The organism is Saccharibacillus deserti, assembly GCF_013618475.1.
GTDB lineage: Bacteria > Bacillota > Bacilli > Paenibacillales > Paenibacillaceae > Saccharibacillus > Saccharibacillus deserti.
In genome coordinates this window covers 264211-289159 of record NZ_JABJVN010000001.1, presented here as the reverse complement: position 1 = coordinate 289159, position 24949 = coordinate 264211, and the positions used below count along the sequence as shown (strand labels likewise).

Sequence of the window (24949 nt, the reverse complement as noted above, 5' to 3'; positions counted from 1 at the left end):
GCCCCCATGCTCGATCTGGATCCCGGCCTGGGGACTTCCGATACCCGGACAGGCCAGGTCGTTACGGTCGAATTCCCCGTGGAACGCTACCCGAAGACGGCTGCGCATATTCAGAAAGCCATCGCCAAAGGGGAATCCGCCGTCTGCACGATTGACCGGGGCGGCGCGGAGGAGAACCGCGACGACTCGCTGCGCGGAATTCCGACCAAAAAAGGCTTTGACCGCGACGAATGGCCGATGGCCATGTGCGAGGAAGGCGGCACGGGAGCGGACATTCAATATGTCGTTCCCGCCGACAATCGCGGCGCAGGTTCCTGGGTGGGCAATGCGCTGGAGGAGTATCCGGACGGCACGCGGGTTGAATTCGTATTCCAATAGAAGAAACGACGGGAGGGAAGCCGCAATGAACCAGGCAAAGAAATCATTTTACCGAAAATTCGCCGTCCTTTTTCTTTGCGTGCTGTTCATGCTGCTTCCCGAAATCCGTCTGCCCGGTGCGGCCGGCGAATCGGCCGGAGCGGAACTTCGCCATCTGTCCTACCATCAACAGCATCATTATGCAGCGCCTTCTTCCCCCTACCTGATTCCGGTTCCCGACACGCCAGGCCTGCCTCTTTTTCCGGGGCTTTTGGCCGCGTGTCCGATCATCGTGCTTCGCAATCCCTATACGGACTCCCCCATTCCGATTCTGTACAAACATCGGATGCTGAGGCCGCTCAAGTTCCGGTGTTCTTTCGTGTCTTTTTTCCGGGTTCGGATACTATTCGGATTGTAACCGGAAGGAGGAAACCCACATGTCCAACGGAACCATGCACCGTACGGAAGAGCATCATCAACATGAAGCTCTGATTCTGGTCCGCGAACTGCGCACGATCCTGTTCTTCGCCTTGGGATCGGTTGCCGTCATCGTCGGCTTGTCGTACTTTATCTAAAACCTGTGCAAACCATAAAAGCCCTCATTCATGAGGGCTTTTTGCTTGCGAAAATGTCCGAACAGGCAAAAAAGAGCCCCGATGCCGAAGCACCGGGGCCAAAGTCTATGTTACAGAGGGGTTGTACCGTTAATATACCGATTCAAGCTTAAGCGTACCTGATAATAACCTGAAAATTCGATTAAAATTTGCTTGCTCTCTTTTTTTCGAAAATGGGTTGACTCTTTATTTTATTTCATATACTATAAATAAGAAAGTTAAAATACAAAAGATATTTCAGGAGGAAACCATCCATGTCCCACGTTCTTTTCATTAAAGCCAACAACCGCCCGGCCGATCAATCGGCAACCGTCAAGCTGTACGAAAGCTTCGTACAAAGCTACAAAGCCGCTCACCCGGACGACCTCGTTACCGAATTGAACCTGTTCGAAGCGGATCTTCCTTACTACGATAACGACATGATGGGCGGGCTGTTCAAAGCGGCTCAAGGCATCGAAGCGACTCCGGAAGAACAGCGTCTGGCCGGTCTGGCCAACACGTACCTGGATCAATTCCTGGGCGCCGACAAAGTCATGTTCGCTTTCCCTCTCTGGAACTTCACGATTCCGGCTCAACTGCTGACTTACCTGTTCTACCTCAACCAAGCGGGCAAGACGTTCAAATATACCGCTGAAGGTCCGGTAGGTCTCGTAACCGACAAGAAAGTCGCTCTGCTGCAAGCACGCGGCGGCGTGTACTCCGTAGAACCGATGAGCGGCATGGAAATGTCCCTCAACTACGTGAAAAACACGCTCGGCTTCTGGGGCATCCAAAATCCGGAAGTGGTCGTTCTCGAAGGACACAACCAATTCCCGGACCGCGCGGCTTCGATCATCGAAGAAGGCGTGAAACAAGCGGCTGAACTGGCTGCAAAATTCTAAGACCCCGTTGAACGAAGGCCCCGCTCCCGCGGGGTCTTTTTGGTATGCAAACAAAAAAACCTCATCCGAAGATGAAGCTTCCGTTCTATCTGTATAGGATCGGCAGTATGCTCTAAGTCTGCTTATTCGTGGCCCGGAACTTCCATGCTCAAAATGTCTTCGATTTCGAGTCCTTTGAGTTCGCCCCATCTTCCGATCGTCAACGTCCCGCCATCAAGGTCCAATTCCATGATCTGTCCCACAAACAGTTCTTCCGAACTGCGAACGCGAATCACAACAAAGTAGCCATTCGTAAAGATACGGTGAAGATCATCCTGAGCCTTCATTACGTTCTGTTCTTCTAATTCCATATGAGTCTCCTTCATAAGGACCCACAAACGGACAGTCCGAACTGATGGAAAAGCGCGGCTATCAAGATGTACCCCTTGTGCAATACCTTAATTTTACCATTCCATGTTACAAAAAGCAAACTCTCTCCCCTGCAAAAGTGTTTCGTTCGACAAAAAACGGGTAAAAAAATAAGTTACATGTTATGTTTCCTCTCTTACTTAGCCAGAACAAATATTCAGCTTCCGTTTAGATTGCGAAACCCCCGCTCTCCTGCTGCGTATCGGATATCAGTTTGTCCTGCATTCAACAGACAAAGGAGGAACCGAAGTGGCCAGATGGAGACGAAGAAGCCGCGGCAGACGCGAACGGGATTCCGGAGGAATCTGGGATATTCTCGAAGTTCTAATCGAAGTATTGGTCTATGTGCCGCGTTTGATCTTTGGCCTGCTGCGGCTGATCTTCAAACTGTTCGATTGACGGCTCGGGTAAGCGGAACTGCCCGCGTTGAGCACGCCTCAAGCCCCCCGTTTATCCAAACGGATACGGGGAGCTTGAGGCGTTTTTTACTTTTTCGTACCTTCTACGCTTCGCACTTCAAACGGAATCAGCGTCTGCTCCAGCTGCGCACGATGCGCTTCGTATTGGGCGGGCAGCATCAGATGCGTTCCCATCGTCTCCGGCGTTTCGTCGTGTGCAAAGCCCGGAGGATCGGTTGCGATCTCGAACAGAATCTCGCCGTGTTCACGGAAGTAAACGGCATTGAAGTAATTCCGGTCCTGTACCGGCGTTACCCCGTATCCGCTGTCTGCAACATGGTCCTGCCATTCCAGCTGATCGGCATCGTCCTGGGCTCTCCACGCGATATGGTGCACCGTGCCGACTCCCATGGTTCCCCGCGCAACCGGCGTCATTTTCAAATCGATCTGGTTGCCGATATCCGCCGGCGAGCGGTAGCGCGCCAAATCTCCGTCGGTGCCCACATAGGCAAGACCCATCACTTTTTCCAGCAGTTCCGCTGTCCGTTCCGGCTGGGACGACAGCAGCGTCGCTCCTCCGAAACCTTTGATCGCCGTCGCCGGCGTGACTTCGCCGAATGTCCATTCGTTGGTTTCGCCTTCTTCGCGTTCGACCAGCTCCAGATGCAGGCCGTGCGGGTCGTCGAATTCGAGGTAGCGTTCACCGAAACGGCTCAGCTCCGTGACGGCGACGTTGAATCGCTCCAAGCGTTCCAGCCAAAAGCCGATCGAGCCGACCGGAACGACAAACGAAGTGATGCCGACCTGCCCCGCTCCCACTTTGCCTGGATAAGCATTGGCCCAAGGGAAAAACGTCATGATCGTGCCCGGCTTGCCGCCTTCGTTTCCGAAGTAGAAGTGATACGTTTCCGGATCGTCGAAGTTGACCGTTTGCTTCACCAGGCGAAGTCCCAATACCCCTGCGTAAAAGTCTACGTTTTCCTGCGGATGGCCGACAATCGCCGTAATATGGTGGATACCTGCCGTTTGTTTGTTCATGAGTAATCCCCTCCGAATATTTTATATTAAGAATCTTTAATTTGAAGTAGTTTCGATAGATTCATCATATCTTTAATCAAAGATAATGTCAAACGAATAATTCTTCTTTTTTGAAAAAGATAGGATTGCATTCAAAAAGCCCGCCCGAAAACGGGCAGGCCAGGCCTATTCTTTCCTGGAATTTCGGCTTGAATCAACGGTATAAGGCTCCATCCGCGTCCATCTGCTCTCCCGCCGCGATCTTCGCCGATGTCCATTTCGTATCCGCAGCCGACCAAAAAGGATCCTGCGGGGCAAGTTCAAGCGGCAGAAATACGGTCGAACACAGATATAAACTGCCCACGCTGATGTATCCTTCCGCCAGTGCCGGCTGATACCCGTACAGCCCCGGCGCAAGCCATCCTTGCCGGTCCAGCGTACCGGGAGTATCCATCGTGCGCCGAATGACCGCGGTCAGCGCGCAGCGTACTTGAGCCGGAGAAATCTTTTCTTCCAAAAAATGTTGGAGGGAAGCCTGCGCCAAATGCTGGAATGCGCCGAACCGGTAGACGATCGAACGCCCGATATAGGGATAGGTGCCGTCGGGTGCGATCATCCGCTCCAGCACCGACGCATAACGCGCGGCTCTGGCCAGGATCAGCTCATCCATTTTGACGTAATCGGGCGAAGTATCCCGGAATCGCGCCGCAAGATCGACCAACATAGGTTGGATCACGGGCCTGCGAGTGCACGCGGCGCCCGGACGAGCGCATGGGCGAGAAAAGCGGCATCGACCAGCGGCTGGCCTTCGTCCGAGAAGTTCATATAGTCGGGCGAATCCGGATCGGTCGCGGAACCGATGCCTTTTAACACCAAGTCGTTATAGTGTGCCCGGAGGCGCTCCTCCTTGCCTTCCAGCCCTTCAAGCTCCAGCCACGGCGCCATGCCGCAGCTCAACCGTCCAAACGCCTCCAGGCACGCATAGCGGGCGCGTTCGGGATGGAACTGCGCCGGCAGACGTTTGTGCAGCTCGCCCCGGTCCAACGCGTTCAGTACAGGATCGCCGATCGCAAGCAGCGTATCCAGCCAGTACGTACGTGCCGCCGCTTGATTTACCATAGATGCGTACTCTGTCCCGACAGCCGCAGCAAAGCTTCGATAAAGAAGTAGTCACCGTAAATGATCGGAACTTCGCGTTCGTCACTGAAGTACGCGACCGTGCCTCCTCCGAGAATGCTGTCATGTTCCGGTTCCCAATTCGCGAATTTCTGTTCCGCGGCCCGAAGCATCCGAACCGCCGCATCGACGTACATGCTGCGCTCATGCTCACCGACCGCCTCCGCGATCTCCAACAGACCGCAGGCCGCACAAGCCGCTGCTGTTGTGTCGTAAACGACCGGTTCCGCCGGAGCGCGAAAATCGGCAAGCGGCAGATCATTAGTCGAAGCGGTATTGGCGATAAAATAATGCGCCATCCGCTTGGCAGCGTCCAGATATTCGTTTTTCTCCGTGTGTTTGTGACTTAAGGCCATGCCGTACAGCGCCCAGGCCTGTCCACGGCTCCACGACGAGCCTGCGGCAAATCCCTGGCCGCCCGGCGTCTCCAGCACCGTGCCGTCGTTCGGATCGAGAATCAGGATATGATGGGACGAACCGTCCGCCCGCAGCGTCGTCCGCAGCACCGTATCCGCGTGGTTGATGGCAATATCCCGGTATCTCGGGTCCTGCGTTTCTTCGCTGGCCCAGTGCAGCAGAGGAATATTCATCAGGCAGTCGACGATCATCCAGCCCGCGCGGTTTGTTGTCTCGTCGCTGTTCCATGCGCGAATAAATTTCCCGGCCGGATTGTACCGCCCCGCAAGAATATTGGCCGCGTGCAGCCCTCTAGTTCGGGAACGCGGGTTTCCGGTCAGCCGGTAATTGGCAACGGCCGTATGCAGCCACAAAAACCCGGCATCGTGATCCAACCCGTCGAAACCGTGCAGGGCTTCGTCCAGCCTTTCTTCGACCTGCTGCGCCGCCTCGCGGTACTGCGAATCCTGCGTCGCATGATACATCTGCCACAGCATGCCTGACCAGAAGCCGTTGGTCCACCAGTAAATATTTTTGGCGCCCCAATCTTCGTAACGCCCGTTCACCGGAATATATGGAATGCTGCTGCCTATGCGCGCGCACTCCGCCGACATTTTTACCTTCAATTTTTCCAGAGTCGAATCCAGCCATTCCCGGCTCTCGCCGCTAATCCGAATATGAGTATTTGTCATAGCGTTTTCATTCACTCCTTTAGCGAAAGATTGCAGGTCCCGTTTGTTCCCGGGGTGCCTGTCTACCTCTTTTACTATAAAATTTTGCACGGCGGCAAAGCGATAGTCTATAATGAGCAAAAACTGATCGATTGTGCGAAAGAGAGGCGTCCATGATGCTCAAACTGGCAAAGTGCGGTTACCATTCCACCCATCCCGAAGGTCTGCTGATCGATCGTCCGAACGGCTCGGGCTGCTATGTATTCGTTTTGTTCAAAAGCTACGCGCATGTCACCGTAAACGGCAGGACGTCGACCGTATCTCCGGATACGTGGATGATTTTCCGGCCGGATACGCCTTACCGCTACCGCAGCGCCGACCGCTCCTTTGTCAACGACTGGCTGCATTTCGCGGGCGAAGAAGCCGATCCGCTGCTGCGGGAGTTGGAACTGCCTCTGGACGAGCCTGTTCCCGCGATCCATTCCGGCTCGCTGTCGAGACTTGTGATGGAATTTCAACGCAGCACCTGGCTCGGCGGTCCGCTTCAAGAGCGGATCATCGCTTCCGACCTGAACGGCTTTCTGCTGAAACTCGGCAATTTGCGCCGCCTGCGTCCCGGTTCCGAGCAGATGGCCCGCTATTTTGCCCAACTGTCGGAAATTCGCAGCCGGATCTACAGCACACCGCAGCAGCGGTACACGATCGACGGGCTGGCGGCGGAAGTCAGTCTCAGCCGCTCCCATTTTCAGCATGTCTACAAAGAACTGTTCGGCTGCCCCATTTCTCTCGACATGATCGGCAGCCGTCTGGAATTCGCCAAATATCTGCTGGAAAACGGCTCGCAGCCGATCGGTTCCGTATCGCTCATGTGCGGCTACGAGAACGACACGCACTTCATGCGGCAGTTCAAAAAGTTTACCGGCAAAACGCCGAGCCAATACCGTAAAAGCTGTACAAGCCCCGAGCCGGGCCGCTCCCATGATCTCCCTGTACAATCGTTGTAAATAGGCTTATTATTTCCTGGGGAATGACCTACATACGAAGAAGGAGACTTATGAACATGCTGCCATCCGACACGATCGAAAGTTTGAAAAAAACGCTCAGAAGCAGTATCGAACGCCATGAAATCGCCGGCGCGAACCTGATGGTTCTGCAGCGCGGCCAAGAACTTTTTTACCATGAAGACGGGTTGGCCGATCTTGAATCGGGACGTCCGATGACGCGGGATACGATCTTCCGGCTGTATTCGATGACCAAACCGATTACGGCAGCCGCGGTCATGATGCTGACGGAGCGCGGGGTAATCGATCTGTTCGACCCGGTAAGCCGGTACATCCCGGGTTTTCGAAATCCGATGATCGAACAAGGCGGGCAGCTCGCAGCGGCGGTACGCGAACCCGATCTGCGCGATCTGCTGAACATGACCTCGGGGCTGGTCTACGGAGGCGAAGACGCAGCGGGCCGCCATGCGGAAGCTTTATTCCGGGAACTCGGCAGCCGACTGCACGGCGAGCAGCCTATGGACACGCTGGAATTCGCCGAACGGATGGGACAAGGACCGCTTGCGTTCGAGCCGGGTTCGAACTGGATGTACGGCACATCGGCGGATATCCTGGGTGCTGTCGTGGAAGTCGCAAGCGGCATGCGGTTCGGAGAATTTTTGCGCCGGGAAATCTTCGAGCCGCTGGGCATGGCGGACACGGGATTCTGGCTGCCCGAGGGCAAACGCGAACGTCTGGCGAAAACGGTTCAGCAGGATGAAAAAGGAGGTTTGAAGCCGTACGAAGACGATCACCTCGGCATTATTCACCGGATGGACCGGGAACCGGCCTTCGAATCGGGCGGAGCCGGACTGTGCTCCACGATCGACGATGCCGCCAAGTTCACTACCATGCTGATGAACGAAGGTTCGCTCGGCAGCGCCCGTCTGCTGAAGCCGAGAACCGTCCGGCAGCTGACTTCGGCAGCATTGAACGATCGCCAGCAGACGAGCTTCGAAGGCTGGCATTCGCTGGCCGGCCACAGCTACGGCAGCCAGATGCGGATCATGACCGATCCCGGCCAAGCCGGATTGCTCGGCAGCAAGGGCGAATACGGGTGGGACGGATGGCTCAGCGCCTACTTTGCCAACAGCCCCCTCGACAAGCTCACTTTCCTGTTCATGGTACAAAAAAGAGACGCCGGCACGCTGCCCGTGACACGAAAGCTGCGGAATCTGGTGTTTGCCGCGCTTTAACCGGCTCTTGCGCCCAACCGCCAAAAAGCCTGTCCGGGGCTGGACCCCGGCAGGCTTTTTGGCGGTTGGGCTGTACGGCAAGAACGCTTCGGTTGCGTCCGGTCTCCTTGGCTTGGTACAAAGCGAAATCGGCTTTGCGGAACAGTTTGGCCGGCGTAGGCTCTCCTTTGTGAAAAGCGACTCCCAAAGAAATCGTAATCCGCTTGGATACCGGCATAGGGCAGCTTTCGACGGTTGTGCGTATACGCTCGGCCAACTCGAAAGGTTGTTCTTCGCCAAGGTCGGACAGAAGCAGAACAAATTCTTCGCCTCCGTAGCGGAAACAGCTGTGATTCCCGCCGGCCTGCTCCGTCAGAATCCGCCCCATCTCTCGCAGGACTTCGTCGCCTTTTTGATGACCGTACGTATCGTTAATAATAGGAACCGTCTTCTTTTTCGCTTTGCGTACCCAGGATTTCTCCCAACCGATTCTCTTCTTCCAGATAAATCGATCCGGACAGAATGCCGTGATAGCTGCCGTCCCGGGCCAACAAAGGCTGGCTGACCGTCACCAGATAACGTCCGGTCGGCGCGATATAGGGAGAGGACAGATAAGGTTTTTTCAAAGAGAGCGCTTTTACGATTTGGGGAGTATCGATCTTTTGGCCGGTCAAGCCCAGGTCGGGGGTGTTATAAGTCAAACCGGCTTTTTCGTCAATCACGATCAGCGAATTAAAAAACCCGTTCGATTTTCGGAAATACTCCAGGTTTCGGCGATTCATTTCCGGTGCCGCAGGATTATCCGTCGCATAATCGGCTGTTTCCTGCAGCGACTTCTGCATGGTCCGAATCGCTGTTCCTCCTATCCGGGCCAATTCGCCCGCATGGTATTGATTGAGCCGGAGCGTCTGCGCCGCCAAAGCGTCCCGGCCGTTCAGATAATTGACCAATGATCCCATGATCGCGGATGACAGCAGGATAAAGGCCGACAGCCATCCGACGACTGTGGACAATTTGATCCCTTGAGTCCATACCCCGGACTTTTTTTCCATGATTCCCTTTTCCTCGGCTGCCGAGCAGCCATCAGTCTTGCCCCGCACCTGATATATCGGAATATGGTCCCCCGATTTTTCGCCAAGCAAGCAAAAAACGGGCCTCTTTTGAAAATTTATCGCCGGATCCGCCGCCAAAGGATCAACTTCGTCCTTTTTCTTCCCGGATCTTGGATTCTTCGGACAGATTTAGGTTTGAAAGCTTTCAGAATGACATCACAATGAAAACAGTAGGTAAACGCAAAGACGCCCCTCACTCCGAAGAGTAAGGGACGTCTTTGCCATAATGGGCCCTACAGGACTCGAACCTGTGACCAACCGGTTATGAGCCGGTAGCTCTAACCAACTGAGCTAAGGGCCCTGGTTCCGGTTGCGGCCGGAAGACCGAGCCGGGACAGCCTTGCCTGAATTGCGGGGGCAGGATTTGAACCTGCGACCTTCGGGTTATGAGCCCGACGAGCTACCGAGCTGCTCCACCCCGCGACATGTTCAACGTGCTGTGTTCTCAACAGCAACATTGAATAGTGTACCCTTTATCCGATACAAAGTCAAGGGTTTTTCATTCAGGCCCAAGGATAGAGCCGGTAAGCCGCCGAAAAAGGACCGCCGAACGCCAGCGTTCCGTCTTCCGTAAACGGCCCTTTCAGGAAACGGCGGCCGTCATTTTGCCACTGCTCGAGCGCCCTTTTCGCCGGAAGTTCTCCTTCGAGTACCCGTTGGAACAAAGATCGTCCCGTGTCTCCGATCTGCCAAAGCTGCGGATTCTGTTCCACGGCCTGTTCTTCCCGCTCGGCAATCGGCGCAGCCGGACGAAGCTGCGTAAACGCCTCGCTTCGGTATCCGTTCTTCTCCGCTTCCGATGCGATCGCACTCAACCGGCTGGGCATCCGGTACGGATCGTGCAGCTCCATCGCCTGCATCCGCTCGCCCGTCACGAACCGAATAAATTCCCAAGCTTCTTGCTGGTGGCGGCTGGTCGCCGAAATCGAGAACGTATCGCCCAATTTAACGCCTGCCCCGATGCCTTCATGTCCCTTATGTACCGGCAGGGTCACGGTTTCCCACTTGAACGATTCAAAGCCTTCGATCCGCTGCGCATTGCGCGCCGCCGTCTGCAGATCGGCCGCATAACTGCTGTCCGCTATCGTCATGGCCGTTTTCCCGCCAAGAAACAGATCGCCTCCGAACGGATCGTAGCCGCCGGAGTCCGATGCCGACTGCATGCCGATCGGAATCGCTTTTTGCTGCACCATTGCCGCAAGCTCTGTCCAGACTTTTTCCCATTCGGGCGTATCCACGGTCATTTCCGACTGTTCGAGATCGAAGGTGGTCAACCCCAGCGGATCGGTATATCCCCGGATTCCCCACAGCGGATCTTCCGCCAGTGTCTGGGTAAACGACAAGCCGTACACATGCCCGCCTTTGTCGTCTTCGCCGCTGGCCGCACGGGCCCGCGCAAAAGCCTCCTCCCAGGTCATGCCGTCGGCCGGGAGCTTGACCCCATTACGCTCGAACCAGTCGACGTTGTAATACAGGGCCGTAGAAGCATAATCCGGCGCCAGCGCGTGCACGGTGCCTCCCCCCAAATCTTTGAGTCCGTCGATTACGGCCGGCGCGAAGGCCTGCTCCGTCTCGCCCGTCTGCTGCATAAAAGGAGCCAGCGGCTGCGTCCAGCCCCGGTCGATGGCTTTGCGCAGCGTTTCGGAATCAAGAATCATCACATCGACCGGAGCCTCGCCTTCCGTCAGCTTCCCGAGTTCGTCCAGCGGAGCTTCCGAATGGTACGGCTTCGAATCCGGATCGAGATAACGGTAGCGCGACGTATCGACTGCGGGCACGATCTCGATCCGCATATCGGGATACATATATTCGTAAATATCGGTGTAGGCTTCGCGGTAATACCGGTCGCCTTTCTCGCCGCTCAATATGCCGATCCTCAGTGTATCCGCTTCGCTTCCCGGTTCGACCGGGCCTCCGGGAGCCTGTTCGACCGCCGTTTCTGCCCGCTTCGGGGGATCGCTTTCGGAAAAACAGCCCGGAAGTACGAGCAGAGCCGCAAAAATGGACAAGATGCCCGCCCGCGGAGTTCTGATCCTTTTACGCATAAACCCCCCCCCTCTCGTTGTATGGGATTACATCCCGCTTGTATGAACGCCGTGTTCGGCGGATGGGTTACGTTTATATTTCCGTATATTCTCTTTCGCGTATAGGTGGAATGTTAATGTTTGGCTTCGGACTATCGTGGATTCCCAACCGGGTTGGGGATTTTATGATCCATTCTTGAAACAAGCTTAACGTATTCGGGAAACCGCGTCCAGGCGAAGAGGAATAAAACAAACAAAAAGCCGGAATTCCGTCCTGGAATTCCGGCAAAAGCGTTGGAGAGACTTTATTTGCTTGTTATCCGCGCCCGAACGCCGACGGATCTTCACGCCAGGACTTAAGCAGTTCGACCTGGCTTTGCCGAATCGTGCCAAGTTCCAATGCCGTCTGCATCAGCGCCGTATAGTTGGACAGCGTCGCAAGCGGCACCTTTGCTTCGGCAAAAGCCGCTACGGCGCGGTCCAGCTGATAGCTGAAAATCGCGAGTACGGCGAGCGGATCGGCTCCGGCTTCGCGCACGGCCAGCGCCGCTTTGAGCGAACTTCCGCCGGTGGAGATCAGATCCTCGATCACGACGACCTTCTGCCCCGCTTTGATGAGTCCTTCGATCTGATTCTGCTTGCCGTGGCCTTTGGCTTTGTCGCGAATATAGGCCATCGGCAGGTTCAGCTTCTGCGCCACCCACGCCGCGTGGGGAATACCGGCCGTCGCCGTCCCGGCGATGACTTCCGCGTCCGGGTATCCGGTCCGGATCAATTCGGCGAAAGCGTCCGCGATCCGCTCGCGCACTTCCGGATACGCCATCGTCAGGCGGTTGTCGCAGTAGATCGGAGACTTGATGCCCGACGTCCAGGTAAAAGGTTCGTCGGGGCTCAGCGCCACCGCGCCGATATTCAGCAGGTCTGCCGCAATTCTCGCTTCCGTTGCTTGATGAGTCGTCATTGTGTCATCTCCTCCAATATTCGAATAGCCGCTTCCTTCGGATCGGCAGCCGCAGTGATCGGCCGGCCGACAACGATATAGTCGCTGCCTCCGGCAATCGCTTCGCCCGGCGTCTTGGTGCGCGACTGATCGTCCGCCGCGCTGCCCGCGGGCCGGATGCCCGGCGTGACCGTGCGGAAATCCGTTCCGCAGGCGTCCTTGATCCCCCGCGCTTCGAGCGGGCTTGCGACCACGCCGTCCAGACCGGCGCCGGCAGCCAGTTTCGCGTAGCGGATGACCGCTTCTTCGATGCTGCCCGGAATACCGATCTCTTCGTTCATCGTGCTGAGATTCGTGCTCGTCAGCTGCGTAACCGCGATCACGAGCGGCCGGCTGATCGACGAATCCGCCGCCAAAGCTTCTTCCACGCCCTGCATGGCCGCCGCCATCATAGCCGAGCCGCCTGCGGCGTGCACGTTAAACATGTCGACGCCAAGCTTCGTGATACTGTTGGCGCCGCCTTTGACCGTATTCGGGATGTCGTGCATTTTAAGATCGAGAAAAACCGAGTAGCCCCGCTCTTTCAGCTCATGCACAAACTGCGGTCCCGCTTGATAAAACAGCTGCATGCCCACTTTCATGTAGCAGGGAATGCCTTCCAGGCTTCGGATCAGTTCCCGTGCCGCCCGGTCGTCCGGATAGTCGAGTGCGATCATCAGGCGCTGGGCCATCCGCGAAGTAGGTGTCGAAGTCATGGAATACCTCCGTAGTTGGATTCCGGTTGATCCGGTCGTGCAGATTTCGCCAGCTGCGTACTTGATACTTGGAGCGCACCGGCACGGCGCGCAGACGAGAGGCGCCCGCAGAATCCGCATGGCGCCTTTCGTCGATCGTACCGTCGCCCCAAGCATGCGGGCAGCCGTTCGAATATAGGTTTTGGATGTTACAGGCTCTGCGCGCCGACCGGCATCGCACGGGACGTGAAGCTGACCGTTTCCAGCATGTCGAGCAGCGCCGCGACCGTGTCGAGCGAAGTCATGCAGACCACGCCGTTCTCGACCGCTTCGCGGCGGATACGGAATCCGTCGCGCGCCGGCGTTTTGCCTTTGGTCAGCGTATTGAACACGAAGTTCGCTTCCCCGCTGCGGATTTTGTCCAGAATGTTCGGCTCGCCTTCGCTCAGCTTGTTGACGCGCGTCACCGGAATGCCCGCGTCTTCGAGCGCTTGGGCCGTGCCTCCGGTCGCCATGATCGAGTAGCCCAGCGTGTAGAAGCCTTCCATCAGCTTGACCGCTTCCGCTTTGTCTTTCTCGGCGACGGTGACGATGATCGATCCCGTGGACGGGATCTTCATGCCCGCGCCGACCAGACCTTTGTACAGCGCTTTGGCGTAATGTTTGTCGCGGCCCATGACTTCGCCCGTCGACTTCATTTCCGGGCCGAGCGTCGGCTCGACGCGGCGCAGCTTGGCGAAAGAGAACACCGGAACTTTGACCGCGACCTGATTGCTTTCCGGCCACAATCCTTCCTTATAGTTCAGATCCGCCAGCTTGGTGCCGAGAATGGCCTGCGTCGCCAGGTTCGCCATCGGGATATCCGTGACTTTGCTCAGGAACGGTACCGTACGCGACGAACGCGGATTCACTTCGATGACGTAGACTTCATTTTTGAAGATGACGAACTGGATATTGAGCAGGCCGATCGTCTTGAGCTCTTTCGCGATACGAATCGTGATGTCGACGACTTTCTCCTGCAGCTCTTTGGACAGATGCTGCGGCGGGTACACCGCAATCGAGTCGCCGGAGTGAACGCCCGCGCGCTCGATATGTTCCATGATGCCCGGCACAAGCACCGTCTCGCCGTCGCAGATCGCGTCGACTTCGACTTCTTTGCCCAGCATGTAACGGTCGATCAGAACCGGATGCTCCGGATTGATATCTACCGCTTCTTTCATGTAGCTGAGCAGTTCCTCGTCGGAGTACACGATCTCCATCGCGCGGCCGCCAAGGACGTAGGACGGACGAACGAGTACCGGATAACCGAGGCCTTCCGCCGTTTCGACCGCTTGGTCGACCGAAGTGACCGTTTTGCCTTTCGGCTGCGCGATATCGAGGCGGGACAGCATCGCTTCGAACCGCTTGCGGTCTTCCGCTTCGTCGATACTGTCGAGCGACGTGCCGAGAATCTTCACGCCCGCGTCCTGCAGCGGCTTCGCGAGATTGATCGCCGTCTGGCCGCCGAACTGCACGATGACGCCGATCGGCTTCTCCTGTTCGATGACGTTCATGACGTCTTCGAAGAAGAGCGGCTCGAAATAGAGACGGTCGGACGTGTTGAAGTCGGTCGAGACCGTCTCCGGGTTGTTGTTGATGATGATCGCTTCGTAACCGGCTTTGCGGATCGCCCAGACGGCATGCACGGTCGAGTAGTCGAACTCGATGCCTTGGCCGATGCGGATCGGGCCGGAACCGAGCACGATGATCTTCTCTTTGTCCGTCTGCGTCACTTCGTTCTCCTGCTCGTATGTCGAGTAGTAGTACGGCGTTTCCGATTCGAATTCGGCCGCGCACGTATCGACCATCTTGTAGACCGGAACGAGCCCGATCTCTTTGCGGTAAGCGCGAACGTCCGCTTCCTTGGTCAATCTTCCGCCTTCTCGTCCCTGCGCACGCAGTTCGGCGATCGCGCGGTCGGTGAAGCCCATGCGCTTCGCTTCGGTCAGCAGCTCGTCCGACAGTTCGTCGGTTTCGGCCAGCACCGTCTCGAACACGACGATACGCTCGATCTTGTCGAGGAACCACCAGTCGACCTTGGTCAGATCCTGGATCGTCTCCAGCGTATAGCCGCGGCGGAACGCTTCGGCGATCAGGAACATGCGCTCGTCGTCCGGCTTCGCCAGGCGGCTGTTCAGGTCTTCTTCGCTCAGCGCGTCCGCGCCTTTGACGAGCAGGCGGTGCGTGCCGATCTCCAGCGAACGGACCGCTTTTTGGATCGACTCTTCGAACGTACGGCCGATCGCCATGACTTCGCCGGTCGCTTTCATCTGCGTGCCGAGCTTGCGGTTGGCGTGCATGAACTTGTCGAACGGCCAGCGAGGGATCTTCGATACGATGTAGTCGAGCGCCGGCTCGAAGCAGGCGTACGTCTGCCCGGTGACCGGGTTCATCAGCTCGTCCAGCGTGTAGCCGAGCGCGATCTTGGAGGCCATCTTCGCGATCGGGTATCCGGTCGCTTTGGATGCGAGCGCCGACGAGCGGCTGACCCGCGGATTCACTTCGATGACATAGTATTGGAAGCTGTGCGGATCAAGCGCGAACTGCACGTTGCAGCCGCCTTCGATGTTCAGCGCGCGGATAATCTTCAGCGACGCGGAACGCAGCATTTGATATTCGCGGTCAGACAAAGTCTGGCTCGGCGCGACGACGATGCTGTCGCCGGTATGTACGCCGACCGGATCGAAGTTCTCCATGTTGCAGACGACGATGCAGTTATCGTTGGCGTCGCGCATGACTTCGTATTCGACTTCCTTCATGCCGGCGATGCTGCGTTCGACCAGGCACTGCCCGATCGGGCTGTAGCGCAGGCCGGATACGACGATCTCGCGCAGTTCTTCTTCGTCGACACAGATGCCGCCGCCGGTGCCGCCCAGCGTGTAGGCCGGACGCACGATGATCGGATAGCCGATCTCGCCCGCGAAATCAAGCGCTTCGTCGAGCGTCGTTACGATGACGCTGTCCGGAACCGGCTGTTCCAGCTCGCGCATCAGATCGCGGAACAAATCGCGGTCTTCCGCTTTTTCGATCGATTCCAATTGGGTACCGAGCAGCTTGACGTTCTCGCTCTCCAGTACTCCCGCGCGCGCCAATTCGACCGCCATGTTGAGGCCGGTCTGACCGCCGAGCGTCGGCAGCAGGCCGTCCGGACGTTCGTGGCGGATGATCTGCGTCACGAATTCGAGCGTGATCGGTTCGATGTAGACTTTGTCGGCCATGTTCGTGTCGGTCATGATTGTAGCCGGGTTGCTGTTGATCAGGACGACTTCCACGCCTTCTTCACGGAGAGCCTGGCACGCCTGGGTACCGGCGTAATCGAACTCGGCCGCCTGGCCGATCACGATCGGGCCCGAGCCGATCACCAGAATTTTTTTGAGTTTGTCGTTTTTCGGCATGATTAACGTGCTCCTCTCATCGCGGCCATCATTGCGGCTTGTCGCGGCTGCTTGGGACTGCTTTTCTTGAATTCGCGGATCGTATCGATAAAGCGGTCGAACAGGTAGCTGTTGTCAAACGGGCCGGGTGCAGCTTCCGGGTGATACTGTACGGAAAACGCCGGGAATTTCGTATGCCGCAGACCTTCGATCGTCTTGTCGTTGTTGTTGATATGCGTTACTTCGAAATCGGTGCCGACCAGCGATTCTTCCTTGACCGTGTAGCCGTGATTCTGCGAAGTGATGTAGCAGCGGCCGCTCTCGAGTTCCTTCACCGGATGGTTGCCGCCGCGGTGGCCGAATTTCAGCTTCTCGGTATCCGCTCCGCCGGCCAGCGCCAGCAGCTGATGGCCGAGGCAGATACCGAAGATCGGATATTCGCCGAGCAGCTGCTTGATCGTCTCGACCGCCTGCGGCACGTCTTTCGGGTCGCCGGGGCCGTTGGACAGCTGGATGCCGTCCGGGCTCATCCGGCGGATCTGTTCGGCCGTCGTGTCCTGCGGCACGACGACGATGTCGCAGCCGCGGGCGCTCAGTTCGCGGACGATGCCGCTTTTGGCGCCGTAGTCGATCACGACGATCCGCTCGCCTTTGCCGGGGCTGTTATACACATGCCGCGTGGACGTTTTTTCCACCTGATTCGTGACCAGAGCGGAAGACTGCAGCATTTCCTGCAATTCTTCGACCGATTTGCTGCCTGCCGTCAAAATGCCGCGCATCGTGCCGTGGTTGCGCAGGATGCGGGTCAGCATGCGGGTATCGATATCGCTGATGCCGACGATGCCGTGCTCCTTGAGCAGCTCGTCGAGCGTGTACTCGGCGCGCCAGTTGCTTGGCACCGGCTCGTAGCGCCGTACGACGAAGCCGTTCACGAACGGGCGGACCGATTCGAAGTCGTCGCGGGTAATGCCGTAGTTGCCGATCAGCGGGTAGGTCATCGTCACGATCTGGTTGCAGTAAGACGGGTCGGACAATACCTCCTGGTATCCCGTGATCCCGGTATTGAACACGACCTCGCCGGTCGTATCGCCTTGAGCGCCGAACGAGCGGCCGGTGAAGAGCGTGCCGTCTTCGAGCAGAAGTTTTGCCTGCATGGGTGTGAATCCTCCTCTTTAATGGTGGTTAGTGGGTGGGAGACGCTGCGGGCTGAAGAGGGCTTTCGATCGCCGTTGAAATCCGTTTTTCTTCCGATTGAATTTAAAGCGGCTGTCGGTAGAAAAGCGGAGTTCAAATGCGAACGCTGCGCTTCTCCATCTCCTCTTCAGCCCTCCGCTCCCTTTGGATGTAGGCGATACTATAAGGTCAAAGGACTTAAGATCAAAGGACCAAGATCCGGAGCGTCGGCGAAGGCGGGGCTTCTGGACGCTCAAGTCCAAAGGGACTCAAGATCAAGGGCGTCGGAGCCGGCGTTAAAGGGCTCCGTTTACGCTTTGGGCCAGCCCGGCGCCGAAGACAAGGCGGCCGGCGACCAGAGTCATGACGGGCCAGCCGGACAGCCGGCGGCCGGTGAAAGGCGTGTTGCGGCCTTTGGTCGCGAACTGTTCGGGATCGACGGCCTTTTCGAGTTCGAGGTCGATAACGGCAAGGTCCGCGGTCGCGCCGACCTGCAGCTTGCCGGCGTCCAGACCGAATACGCGGGCCGGGTCTTGGGTCATGCGGCGGACAAGGAAGTCCAGTGTCCAGCGGCCGGTCTTCACGAATTCCGTATACAGCAGCGGGAAGGCGGTCTCGAAGCCGACGATGCCGAACGGTGCGAGCAGCATGCCTTTCGCTTTCTCTTCCGCGCTATGCGGCGCGTGGTCGGTTACGAGAATATCGATCGTGCCGTCTTCAAGCGCTTCGATGCAGGCTGCGACATCGCGCGGGGTGCGCAGCGGCGGGTTCATTTTCCAGTTGGCGTCCATGCCCGGAATATCTTCGTCGGACAGCACCAGATGGTGCGGGCAGACTTCGGCGGTCACGTTCACGCCGATCGACTTGGCGAGGCGGATCAGGCGGATCGACTGCTCGGTGCTGACGTGGCAAACATGGTAATGCACGCCCGTCGCTTCGGCCAGCAGGACGTCCCGGCCGACATGGATCGCTTCGGATTCGTTCGGGATGCCTTTGATGCCGTGTTTTTTCGCAAAGTTTCCTTCGGATACGTACAAGCCTTTCACCAGCGAATCGTCTTCGCAGTGGGCGATCACCGGCATGCCGAGTGCGGCGGCCTTGGTCATGGCGTCTTTCATCATCTGCGCATTCTGCACGCCTACGCCGTCGTCGGTGAAGCCGATCGCACCCGCCGCTTTCAACGCTTCGAAATCCGTCAGCTCGCGACCCAGTTCGTTTTTGGTAATCGCCGCATACGGCAGAACGTTGACCAGATTCGCTTCTTTGGCTTTGCCCAGCACCAGTTTGACCGTCTCCGGATTGTCGGTGACCGGCTTGGTGTTCGGCATGCAGGCGATCGTCGTAAATCCGCCCTGCGCCGCCGAACGCGCACCGCTCTCGATCGTTTCTTTGTGCTCGAATCCCGGTTCGCGCAGATGGACGTGCATATCGATCAAGCCCGGCGTAACGAGCTTGCCTTCCGCGTCGTATACGAGCATCTCTTCGTTCTCGTTCTCGATCATCCGGTCGTCCGCCGATTGATACCAGCCGGAAGAAAGAATCGCCAGCACTTTGCCGCCCTGAATCAGAATGTCGCTCCGCTGCAGTTGTCCATCCTCATTCAATACGCTTGCGTTTTGAATCCATACGTCCACGTTCGAATAATTCATCATGGTCCAAATCCCTCCGGTTCCGTTCTCGCTTTTCATTTTCGATCCGCCCTGCTCCTGCTTGTCCGTTCTTCTGTCCGTTTAGCGCAGCGCCCGTTCGACGACCGCCATGCGGATCGGTACGCCGTTTTGCATCTGCGGGAAGATCCGCGAGTTCGGCGCTTCCACCAGTTCGCTGTCGATCTCGACGTCGCGGTTCACGGGAGCCGGATGCATGATAATCGCGTGCGGCTTCATCTTGGCGGCGCGCTGCGTCGTCAAACCGTACTGCGCGCGGTACTCGTCGGCCGACTTCAGCACGCCTTCGGCATGCCGCTCGAGCTGTACCCGCAGCATCATGACGACATCCGCGTCCAGCGCTTCGTCCATCGTCACGTAAGGCGCGTGGGCTTCGAGCTCATTCGCCTGCATGCTGCCCGGGGCGCAGAACTTCACGTTCGCACCGAGCGCCTTGAGCGCCCACAGATTCGAGCGGGCGACGCGGCTGTGCTTGATGTCGCCCACGATCGAGACGGTCAGGCCGCGAATCTCGCCGAACTGTTTCTGCATCGTGTACAGATCGAGCAGCGCCTGCGTCGGATGTTCGTTGTTGCCGTCGCCGGCGTTGATCAGCGGCACTTTGACGTGCTTGGCGAGTTCTTCCAGCACACCGATCGGCTTCAGCCGGATCACGCCGGCGTCGATGCCCATACTTTCAAGCGTCCGGACCGTATCGTAGATCGACTCGCCTTTTTCGACGCTCGAAGCGGCGGCTGCAAAGTTCAGCACCTGCGCACCGAGTCTTTTTTGCGCCATTTCGAACGAAAAGCGGGTACGCGTGCTGTTCTCGAAAAACATGTTGGCGATAAAACGGTGCTCCAGCACCGGAATGCGTTTTTCTTCGTGAGCTTCCCAGTAAGCGGCCCGTTTGAGGATCGATTGCAGTTCGGCGGCTCCCATGTCTTTGAGGCCGAGCAGTTGGCGATCGCGGAGCGAAGGAGGATAGGCGATCATGCGAGCACCTCCCGGCGGCTGCCGATCCGAACTTCTTCGGCTCCGTCGATTTCGCTCAGGAACACTTCGATTTCTTCCGTCCGCGAGGTCGGCACGTTCTTGCCGACATAGTCGGCGCGGATCGGCAGTTCGCGGTGCCCGCGGTCGGCAAGCACGGCGAGCTGGATCATCTGCGGCCGTCCGCAGTCCATCAAGGCGTCCATGGCGGCACGGATCGTGCGGCCCGTGTAAAGCACGTCGTCGAACAAAATCACTTTTTTACCTTCGATCGAAACATTTTCCGCTCCGAACAGCTCTTGGCAGTTCATTGTCGGTTCGCCGCTTTTGCGGTCGTCGCGGTAGGAGCTGATATCGATCTCTCCGCAGGCGACCGGCGTTCCCTCGATTTCGAAGATTCGTTTGGCGATCCGCTTGGCCAGCGGTACGCCGCGCGTCTTGATGCCGACCAGCACGCATCCTTCGATCCCTTTGTTTTTTTCCAGAATTTCGTGGGCGATCCGGGTTAGCGCTCGGCGAATGGCAGCTTCATCCATAATGACGTGATTTTCGTTCATGTGTGCGCCTCCTCAGGCAAAAGGTTGGTGTCACCCTTCGGCCCCGTGAACGTCGGTTTCTTTCTGCTTATATGCAAAAAGACTCCTTGCCCGAGCGGGCAAGGAGTCGAAATCGACACATTGATGCGACGAAGCGCGCCAAAAAGCTAATCCGCTCTCGGCGGACGCATTCCTGGTGAATCGTCGTTCACGTTACCTTGCCAGTCTCACGGGACTGAATTAAAGGTGCTATTCATTGGGGCGCCGTTAGCGCCTCTGTTGCAATGAATTATGACAGAAGGATTATCTCCTGTCAACCACCCGCCTCTACGTTCAAATCGGCCTTCACACTGTGCGACTATCGAAACATCCGTATGAAAACTCGGTTTTTATACAATTAAAATGCATAAAAATAACGATTAACTCGATTTATATTATAATTATACAACAAAACGATTTATTTATTCAAGGTGTTTTTACTTTTCCTTTTCAACTCCGAGAAAACCGGCTGCTCTTCTGCTGCTTCGAAAACGGTTGCTTGAATTTCTCCAGGACTATGCCGACATATAAAAAGAAGCAAGTTTAGAAAAAGGAGCGATTACCGCATGAAGCTTTTCGCAAAAAAAAGGTTCACTTTATCTTTGGGCAATAAATTATTGATCTTCTTCACGTTGATTCTGATAGTCTCGCTGCTGGCCTCGGCTGCGCTGTCCTATCGATCGGCGAAAAATGCGCTGAGTACCGAACTGCTGACCAGCGCTTCTTCGAGCGTCAAAACGATGAACGCGATCGTGGAACGCGACTTGAAGTCGAAAGTCACGGCGGTCGATTATCTGGCAGAAGCCCTGAGCGCCCGTTCGTTCGGATCCGCCGGGTCCGCAGCCGGCGTTACCGACCCGTCTCTCGCCACATACGATCTGGCGCAAAACGACGTCGAGCTCGCTTATGCCGGTTCGGAAAAAGGGTTATACATCGCGTCAACCTACGGCAATCTTCCGGACGGCTATGATCCCCGCACCCGCGATTGGTACAGTCTTGCACTGAAAACGCCGAACCAGGCAGTAGTGACCGAGCCTTATATTTCGGCCTCCACCGGAAAATCCGGCATCACGATCGCCAAAGCGATAAAAGATGGAAGCGGCGTGGTCGGCATCGATATCTCAATCGATTCGCTGCTTGAAACCAGCCAGACGATGCATATCGGTACGGAAGGTTATGCGTTTATCACGACGGCAGACGGGACTTATATTTCCCATCCTACAATTGAAGCCGGTTCAAGCAACAGTATTTCCATGAGACTCGCCGACCAGAAAGAAGCGACAGGCATATTCGATTATATCTTCGAGTCGCAGCCCAAAGTGTTGGTATACGAAACGAACGTACTGAGCGGTTGGATCATCGCGGGAAGCTATTATGAAAATGAAGTCGAACAGGCAGCCAAACCGATTCTGTACCTGCTGCTGATTATTCTCGCCGTTTCGCTCGTTGTGGGCGGCACGTTGATCTGGCTGCTGACCCGCTCGATCGCGCGTCGTCTGGGTCATGTCGCCCAGGCAGCCGAAGCGATCAGTTCCGGCAATCTGACCGGCCGAATCGAAGATGAAAGCGGAGATGAAATCGGCCGATTGGCCGGATCGTTCCAACAAATGAACCTGTCGCTCGGTACACTTGTCCGTTCGATTACCACTTCCGTCTCGGATGTGGCCGCTTCTTCGGAGCAGCTCAGTGCCAGCGCCGAACATACCGGCAAAGCAAGTCGGCAAATCACAAAAGCCATCGAAGGATTCGCATCGGTCAGCGAAATACAAAGCGAAAAAGTGGCCGCCAGTTCCCACAAACTCGCAGAAGTGTTCGAGTGGCTGTCCGAACTTCGCGTCGACTCCGAACGTCTGGCCCATGCCTCACGGGGCTCTGCCGAAATGGCGGAGGAAAGCGACCAGTTGGTCGATCGCACCCTTGATCGTATCCGCGAAATCGACGGTTCGGTACGCGAAGGCAGCGAAGTCATCTCGGGTCTGGCCGATAAATCCAAGACAATTACCGGCATTCTGCACACGATCGACGAGATTGCTTCGCAGACCAATCTGCTTGCGCTCAATGCTTCGATCGAAGCGGCTAGAGCCGGCGAGGCGGGTCTCGGCTTTACCGTCGTCGCAAACGAAGTCAAAAAACTCGCCCAGCAGTCCGCCGATTCAGCCAAAACGATTGAAGGATTGATTCAGGATATCGTATCCGATATTCGGGCTTCTCTGGAAAACTTCGTCAAAATCCGTTCTTCGGTTAACGGCGGCTTGGAAAGCGCTGAACTGACGGCCGACAATCTCCGCCGTCTCAAAGCGGCATCCGAAGACGTAGCCGGCGATCTTCGCGGCATGAATACGCGGGTAGGCGAAGTAGCCGGCCATGCCGAAGAAGTGGCCGAAGCCGTTCGTGAAATTGCAAAAGCGGCTGAAGCCAATCAGTCGGGCACCCATGAGATCGCGGCCGCAGCCGAAGAACAGTTGGCTTCGATGGAAGAAATCCGCGAGTCCTCCGCCTCGCTGGCCAATCTGGCCGAACAGCTTCAAGGGGAAGTCGAACGGTTCAAGATCGATTGATTGTTCGATTGGTTCGAAGCCGCCGCAAACAAAAAAAGCTTTCCGCCTTTTAAAGGCGGAAAGCTTTTTAATTTTTATCCGATCGTGCCGGAATTAAAATTCGAACTGCACATCGCTCAAGCGGCGTTTGATTTCTTCAATAACGCGTTTTTCTTCGTCCAGGCCTTTGGCTTCAAACGTGACGGAGAAGCGCACGAACGAACCCGCGTCATCCCAAGGCACTGTGGAGATGAGTTTTTCGCGAATCAGGAACTGCGAGAACGCTTCGCCGCTGCCGAACGTTTCGCCGCCTTGGATGCCTTTCGGCGCCTGCACATACAGGAAGAACGAGCCTTTTGGCTTCGTTGCGGTGAAACCCAGTTCATTCAATGCACCGACCAGCATATCGTGGCGGCGCGAATATTTTTCGGCGATGGCTTCCGTGATCGACGGGTTGGCGAGTCCGTAAGCGGCCGCTTTCTGGATCGCGATAAACTGTCCGGAATCGTTGTTGTCCTTCACGTCGCTGAACGCTTTGACGATCAGCGGGTTGCCGGCAACGAAGCCGATTCTCCAACCGGTCATATTGTACGACTTGGACAGGGAATGCAGCTCGATCCCTACGTCTTTGGCGCCCGGTACGCTCAGGAAACTGAGCGGCTCGAGGCCGTCGTACGTCAAAGCCGCATAAGGGGCATCGTGTACGACGATGACTTCGTTCGCTTTGGCCCATTCGACGACTTTCGTGAAAAATTCTACCGTTGCGCTTGCGCCGGTCGGGTTGTTCGGGTAGTTCAGGTACAGCAGTTTGGCACGCTTCGCGATATCGGCCGGAATCTCGTCCAGATTAGGCAGGAAGCCGTTTTCTTGGGTCAGCTGTACATTGTACACTTCGCCGCCCACATATTTCGTATGCGTACCGAGAACCGGATAACCCGGAACGGTCAGGATCGCTACGTCGCCCGGATTGATGAACACGGACGGCAGCATGGCAAGCGCCGGCTTGGAGCCGATCGAGTGGACGATTTCGGTCGTCGGATCGATGCCTTCGACCTTGAACACGTCGGCCAGGTACTGCGCGGCAGCCGCTTTGAATTCCGGAATGCCGTTATCGGCATAACCGCGGTTCTCGGGCTTGGCCGCTTCTTCGGCGAGTTTGGCTACGATGCCGGCATCGGCCATCTCGTCCGGTTCGCCGACGCCCATATCGATCAGTTCGACATCGGGGAATGCCTGGCGCGCGGCCGCTTTGGCACGTTTGATCTTTTCGAATTTATAGATGTTGGTGTCCTTGCCGTAGTTCGCTCCGCCGATCCGGTCGGCGAATACCTGCTGGACAAACGTGTTTTGATATTCTTCGATACTCATGGTTAAGTTCAGCTCCTTGGACAGTATGATCTAAGTTCCATGATGCCTCAATCGCGGCTTGGGGAACATGGATTATGTGGCGGAAAATTGGTGTTTTTGCGCAGGGAGGCGGTTGGGAGACGCTTCGGGATGGAAGGGCCTGCGGATCGCTGTTGCCATTCCGGTTTTCTCCGATTGAAGTAGAACCTTTACGAGTGGTAGAAAACCGGATGACAAAGGCGAACGCTTCGCTTCCTACGGCTCCTTCCATCCCTCCGCTGCTACCCGCGCAGGGTAGGACGGAAAGGCGAAAAAATACTTG

At 56.7% G+C, this 24949-nt stretch carries 24 protein-coding genes and 2 tRNA genes; 8 read left to right on the top strand and 18 right to left on the bottom strand.

Features of this window, described 5'->3' with window-relative positions:
* The first annotated feature begins 6 nt into the window (after nt 1-6).
* The 4 genes from HOP44_RS01285 (at nt 7) to HOP44_RS01270 (ending at nt 1852) form a co-directional block, all read left to right on the top strand.
* Nucleotides 7-378, top strand: coding sequence for a NucA/NucB deoxyribonuclease domain-containing protein (locus tag HOP44_RS01285; protein ID WP_172251499.1), 372 nt, complete (start codon nt 7-9; stop codon nt 376-378).
* A 25-nt stretch (nt 379-403) separates the two neighbouring features.
* Nucleotides 404-775: a hypothetical protein gene (locus HOP44_RS01280; RefSeq protein WP_172249834.1), complete on the top strand. Its 372-nt coding sequence runs from the start codon at nt 404-406 to the stop codon at nt 773-775.
* A 19-nt stretch (nt 776-794) separates the two neighbouring features.
* The gene (locus HOP44_RS01275) at nt 795-932 is read left to right on the top strand and encodes a hypothetical protein (protein ID WP_172249833.1); all 138 of its coding nucleotides are present in this window, start codon (nt 795-797) and stop codon (nt 930-932) included.
* 293 nt (nt 933-1225) lie between these two features.
* Nucleotides 1226-1852 (top strand): FMN-dependent NADH-azoreductase, encoded by a 627-nt coding sequence (locus tag HOP44_RS01270; protein ID WP_172249832.1) that lies wholly within the window; start codon nt 1226-1228, stop codon nt 1850-1852.
* Nucleotides 1853-1974: 122 nt separating this feature from the next.
* On the opposite strand, the gene HOP44_RS01265 is transcribed toward HOP44_RS01270, so the two are convergent.
* Nucleotides 1975-2202 (bottom strand): hypothetical protein, encoded by a 228-nt coding sequence (locus tag HOP44_RS01265; RefSeq protein ID WP_172249831.1) that lies wholly within the window; start codon nt 2200-2202, stop codon nt 1975-1977.
* Nucleotides 2203-2509: 307 nt separating this feature from the next.
* Here HOP44_RS01265 and HOP44_RS01260 point away from each other — a divergent pair, with 307 nt between their 5' ends.
* Nucleotides 2510-2659, top strand: coding sequence for a hypothetical protein (locus HOP44_RS01260; protein ID WP_172194172.1), 150 nt, complete (start codon nt 2510-2512; stop codon nt 2657-2659).
* 86 nt (nt 2660-2745) lie between these two features.
* Here HOP44_RS01260 and HOP44_RS01255 read toward each other — a convergent pair whose 3' ends face one another.
* From HOP44_RS01255 to HOP44_RS01245, 4 genes are all read right to left on the bottom strand, one after another.
* Nucleotides 2746-3696 (bottom strand): ring-cleaving dioxygenase, encoded by a 951-nt coding sequence (locus tag HOP44_RS01255; protein ID WP_172249830.1) that lies wholly within the window; start codon nt 3694-3696, stop codon nt 2746-2748.
* Between the two features lie 193 nt (nt 3697-3889).
* Nucleotides 3890-4411, bottom strand: coding sequence for a DUF2264 domain-containing protein (locus tag HOP44_RS23095; RefSeq protein ID WP_343059695.1), 522 nt, complete (start codon nt 4409-4411; stop codon nt 3890-3892).
* Entirely contained in the window at nt 4408-4794 is a 387-nt protein-coding gene (locus tag HOP44_RS23090) for a DUF2264 domain-containing protein (RefSeq protein WP_343059694.1), read from the bottom strand. The genes HOP44_RS23095 and HOP44_RS23090 overlap by 4 nt, the downstream gene beginning before the upstream one ends.
* The gene (locus HOP44_RS01245; RefSeq protein WP_172249829.1) at nt 4788-5939 is read right to left on the bottom strand and encodes a glycoside hydrolase family 88 protein; all 1152 of its coding nucleotides are present in this window, start codon (nt 5937-5939) and stop codon (nt 4788-4790) included. Before HOP44_RS01245 ends, HOP44_RS23090 begins: the two co-directional genes overlap by 7 nt.
* A 152-nt stretch (nt 5940-6091) precedes the next feature.
* On the opposite strand from HOP44_RS01245, the gene HOP44_RS01240 reads away from it, so the two are divergent.
* Entirely contained in the window at nt 6092-6922 is an 831-nt protein-coding gene (locus tag HOP44_RS01240) for a helix-turn-helix domain-containing protein (protein ID WP_246369542.1), read from the top strand.
* Nucleotides 6923-6978: 56 nt separating this feature from the next.
* The gene (locus tag HOP44_RS01235) at nt 6979-8154 is read left to right on the top strand and encodes a serine hydrolase domain-containing protein (protein ID WP_172249828.1); all 1176 of its coding nucleotides are present in this window, start codon (nt 6979-6981) and stop codon (nt 8152-8154) included.
* Here HOP44_RS01235 and HOP44_RS23215 read toward each other — a convergent pair.
* From HOP44_RS23215 to pyrR, 12 genes are all read right to left on the bottom strand, one after another.
* The gene (locus HOP44_RS23215; protein ID WP_366928239.1) at nt 8078-8521 is read right to left on the bottom strand and encodes a GGDEF domain-containing protein; all 444 of its coding nucleotides are present in this window, start codon (nt 8519-8521) and stop codon (nt 8078-8080) included. The two genes, HOP44_RS01235 and HOP44_RS23215, sit on opposite strands and share 77 nt — an antisense overlap.
* A 43-nt stretch (nt 8522-8564) precedes the next feature.
* Nucleotides 8565-9185: a PDC sensor domain-containing protein gene (locus HOP44_RS01225; RefSeq protein WP_172249827.1), complete on the bottom strand. Its 621-nt coding sequence runs from the start codon at nt 9183-9185 to the stop codon at nt 8565-8567.
* Nucleotides 9186-9472: 287 nt separating this feature from the next.
* A tRNA-Ile gene (locus HOP44_RS01220) sits at nt 9473-9546 on the bottom strand.
* 48 nt (nt 9547-9594) lie between these two features.
* A tRNA-Met gene (locus tag HOP44_RS01215) sits at nt 9595-9668 on the bottom strand.
* A gap of 80 nt (nt 9669-9748) precedes the next feature.
* Nucleotides 9749-11290, bottom strand: a complete 1542-nt coding sequence (locus tag HOP44_RS01210) for an ABC transporter substrate-binding protein (protein ID WP_172249826.1) — start codon at nt 11288-11290, stop codon at nt 9749-9751.
* 295 nt (nt 11291-11585) lie between these two features.
* Nucleotides 11586-12230 (bottom strand): orotate phosphoribosyltransferase, encoded by a 645-nt coding sequence (gene pyrE, locus HOP44_RS01205; RefSeq protein ID WP_172249825.1) that lies wholly within the window; start codon nt 12228-12230, stop codon nt 11586-11588.
* On the bottom strand, nt 12227-12964 hold the full coding sequence (gene pyrF, locus HOP44_RS01200) for an orotidine-5'-phosphate decarboxylase (protein ID WP_281367762.1): 738 nt from the start codon (nt 12962-12964) through the stop codon (nt 12227-12229). The genes pyrE and pyrF overlap by 4 nt, the downstream gene beginning before the upstream one ends.
* A gap of 188 nt (nt 12965-13152) precedes the next feature.
* Nucleotides 13153-16377, bottom strand: a complete 3225-nt coding sequence (carB, locus tag HOP44_RS01195; protein ID WP_172249824.1) for a carbamoyl-phosphate synthase large subunit — start codon at nt 16375-16377, stop codon at nt 13153-13155.
* A gap of 2 nt (nt 16378-16379) precedes the next feature.
* On the bottom strand, nt 16380-17510 hold the full coding sequence (gene carA / locus HOP44_RS01190) for a glutamine-hydrolyzing carbamoyl-phosphate synthase small subunit (protein WP_172249823.1): 1131 nt from the start codon (nt 17508-17510) through the stop codon (nt 16380-16382).
* 315 nt (nt 17511-17825) lie between these two features.
* Nucleotides 17826-19181, bottom strand: a complete 1356-nt coding sequence (locus HOP44_RS01185) for a dihydroorotase (RefSeq protein WP_172249822.1) — start codon at nt 19179-19181, stop codon at nt 17826-17828.
* A gap of 78 nt (nt 19182-19259) precedes the next feature.
* On the bottom strand, nt 19260-20171 hold the full coding sequence (locus HOP44_RS01180; RefSeq protein WP_172249821.1) for an aspartate carbamoyltransferase catalytic subunit: 912 nt from the start codon (nt 20169-20171) through the stop codon (nt 19260-19262).
* Nucleotides 20168-20725, bottom strand: a complete 558-nt coding sequence (pyrR, locus tag HOP44_RS01175; RefSeq protein WP_172249820.1) for a bifunctional pyr operon transcriptional regulator/uracil phosphoribosyltransferase PyrR — start codon at nt 20723-20725, stop codon at nt 20168-20170. Before pyrR ends, HOP44_RS01180 begins: the two co-directional genes overlap by 4 nt.
* 584 nt (nt 20726-21309) lie before the next feature.
* On the opposite strand from pyrR, the gene HOP44_RS01170 reads away from it, so the two are divergent.
* Entirely contained in the window at nt 21310-23301 is a 1992-nt protein-coding gene (locus HOP44_RS01170; RefSeq protein ID WP_172249819.1) for a methyl-accepting chemotaxis protein, read from the top strand.
* 93 nt (nt 23302-23394) lie between these two features.
* Here HOP44_RS01170 and HOP44_RS01165 read toward each other — a convergent pair whose 3' ends face one another.
* Nucleotides 23395-24648, bottom strand: a complete 1254-nt coding sequence (locus HOP44_RS01165; RefSeq protein ID WP_172249818.1) for an LL-diaminopimelate aminotransferase — start codon at nt 24646-24648, stop codon at nt 23395-23397.
* Between the last annotated feature and the right edge of the window lie 301 nt (nt 24649-24949).

Coding starts and splice junctions, on each gene's coding strand:
- HOP44_RS01255 (WP_172249830.1), bottom strand. CDS start 3,696: ATGAACAAACAAACGGCAGGTATCCACCATATTACGGCGATTGTCGGC.
- pyrE (WP_172249825.1), bottom strand. CDS start 12,230: ATGACGACTCATCAAGCAACGGAAGCGAGAATTGCGGCAGACCTGCTG.
- HOP44_RS01275 (WP_172249833.1), top strand. CDS start 795: ATGTCCAACGGAACCATGCACCGTACGGAAGAGCATCATCAACATGAA.
- HOP44_RS01165 (WP_172249818.1), bottom strand. CDS start 24,648: ATGAGTATCGAAGAATATCAAAACACGTTTGTCCAGCAGGTATTCGCC.
- pyrF (WP_281367762.1), bottom strand. CDS start 12,964: ATGACTTCGACACCTACTTCGCGGATGGCCCAGCGCCTGATGATCGCA.
- HOP44_RS01285 (WP_172251499.1), top strand. CDS start 7: ATGCTCGATCTGGATCCCGGCCTGGGGACTTCCGATACCCGGACAGGC.
- HOP44_RS01270 (WP_172249832.1), top strand. CDS start 1,226: ATGTCCCACGTTCTTTTCATTAAAGCCAACAACCGCCCGGCCGATCAA.
- HOP44_RS01240 (WP_246369542.1), top strand. CDS start 6,092: ATGATGCTCAAACTGGCAAAGTGCGGTTACCATTCCACCCATCCCGAA.
- carA (WP_172249823.1), bottom strand. CDS start 17,510: ATGCAGGCAAAACTTCTGCTCGAAGACGGCACGCTCTTCACCGGCCGC.
- HOP44_RS01235 (WP_172249828.1), top strand. CDS start 6,979: ATGCTGCCATCCGACACGATCGAAAGTTTGAAAAAAACGCTCAGAAGC.
- HOP44_RS01280 (WP_172249834.1), top strand. CDS start 404: ATGAACCAGGCAAAGAAATCATTTTACCGAAAATTCGCCGTCCTTTTT.
- HOP44_RS01210 (WP_172249826.1), bottom strand. CDS start 11,290: ATGCGTAAAAGGATCAGAACTCCGCGGGCGGGCATCTTGTCCATTTTT.
- HOP44_RS23215 (WP_366928239.1), bottom strand. CDS start 8,521: ATGGGGCGGATTCTGACGGAGCAGGCCGGCGGGAATCACAGCTGTTTC.
- pyrR (WP_172249820.1), bottom strand. CDS start 20,725: ATGAACGAAAATCACGTCATTATGGATGAAGCTGCCATTCGCCGAGCG.
- HOP44_RS01180 (WP_172249821.1), bottom strand. CDS start 20,171: ATGATCGCCTATCCTCCTTCGCTCCGCGATCGCCAACTGCTCGGCCTC.
- HOP44_RS01265 (WP_172249831.1), bottom strand. CDS start 2,202: ATGGAATTAGAAGAACAGAACGTAATGAAGGCTCAGGATGATCTTCAC.
- HOP44_RS01185 (WP_172249822.1), bottom strand. CDS start 19,181: ATGATGAATTATTCGAACGTGGACGTATGGATTCAAAACGCAAGCGTA.
- carB (WP_172249824.1), bottom strand. CDS start 16,377: ATGCCGAAAAACGACAAACTCAAAAAAATTCTGGTGATCGGCTCGGGC.
- HOP44_RS01225 (WP_172249827.1), bottom strand. CDS start 9,185: ATGGAAAAAAAGTCCGGGGTATGGACTCAAGGGATCAAATTGTCCACA.
- HOP44_RS01245 (WP_172249829.1), bottom strand. CDS start 5,939: ATGACAAATACTCATATTCGGATTAGCGGCGAGAGCCGGGAATGGCTG.
- HOP44_RS01170 (WP_172249819.1), top strand. CDS start 21,310: ATGAAGCTTTTCGCAAAAAAAAGGTTCACTTTATCTTTGGGCAATAAA.
- HOP44_RS23090 (WP_343059694.1), bottom strand. CDS start 4,794: ATGGTAAATCAAGCGGCGGCACGTACGTACTGGCTGGATACGCTGCTT.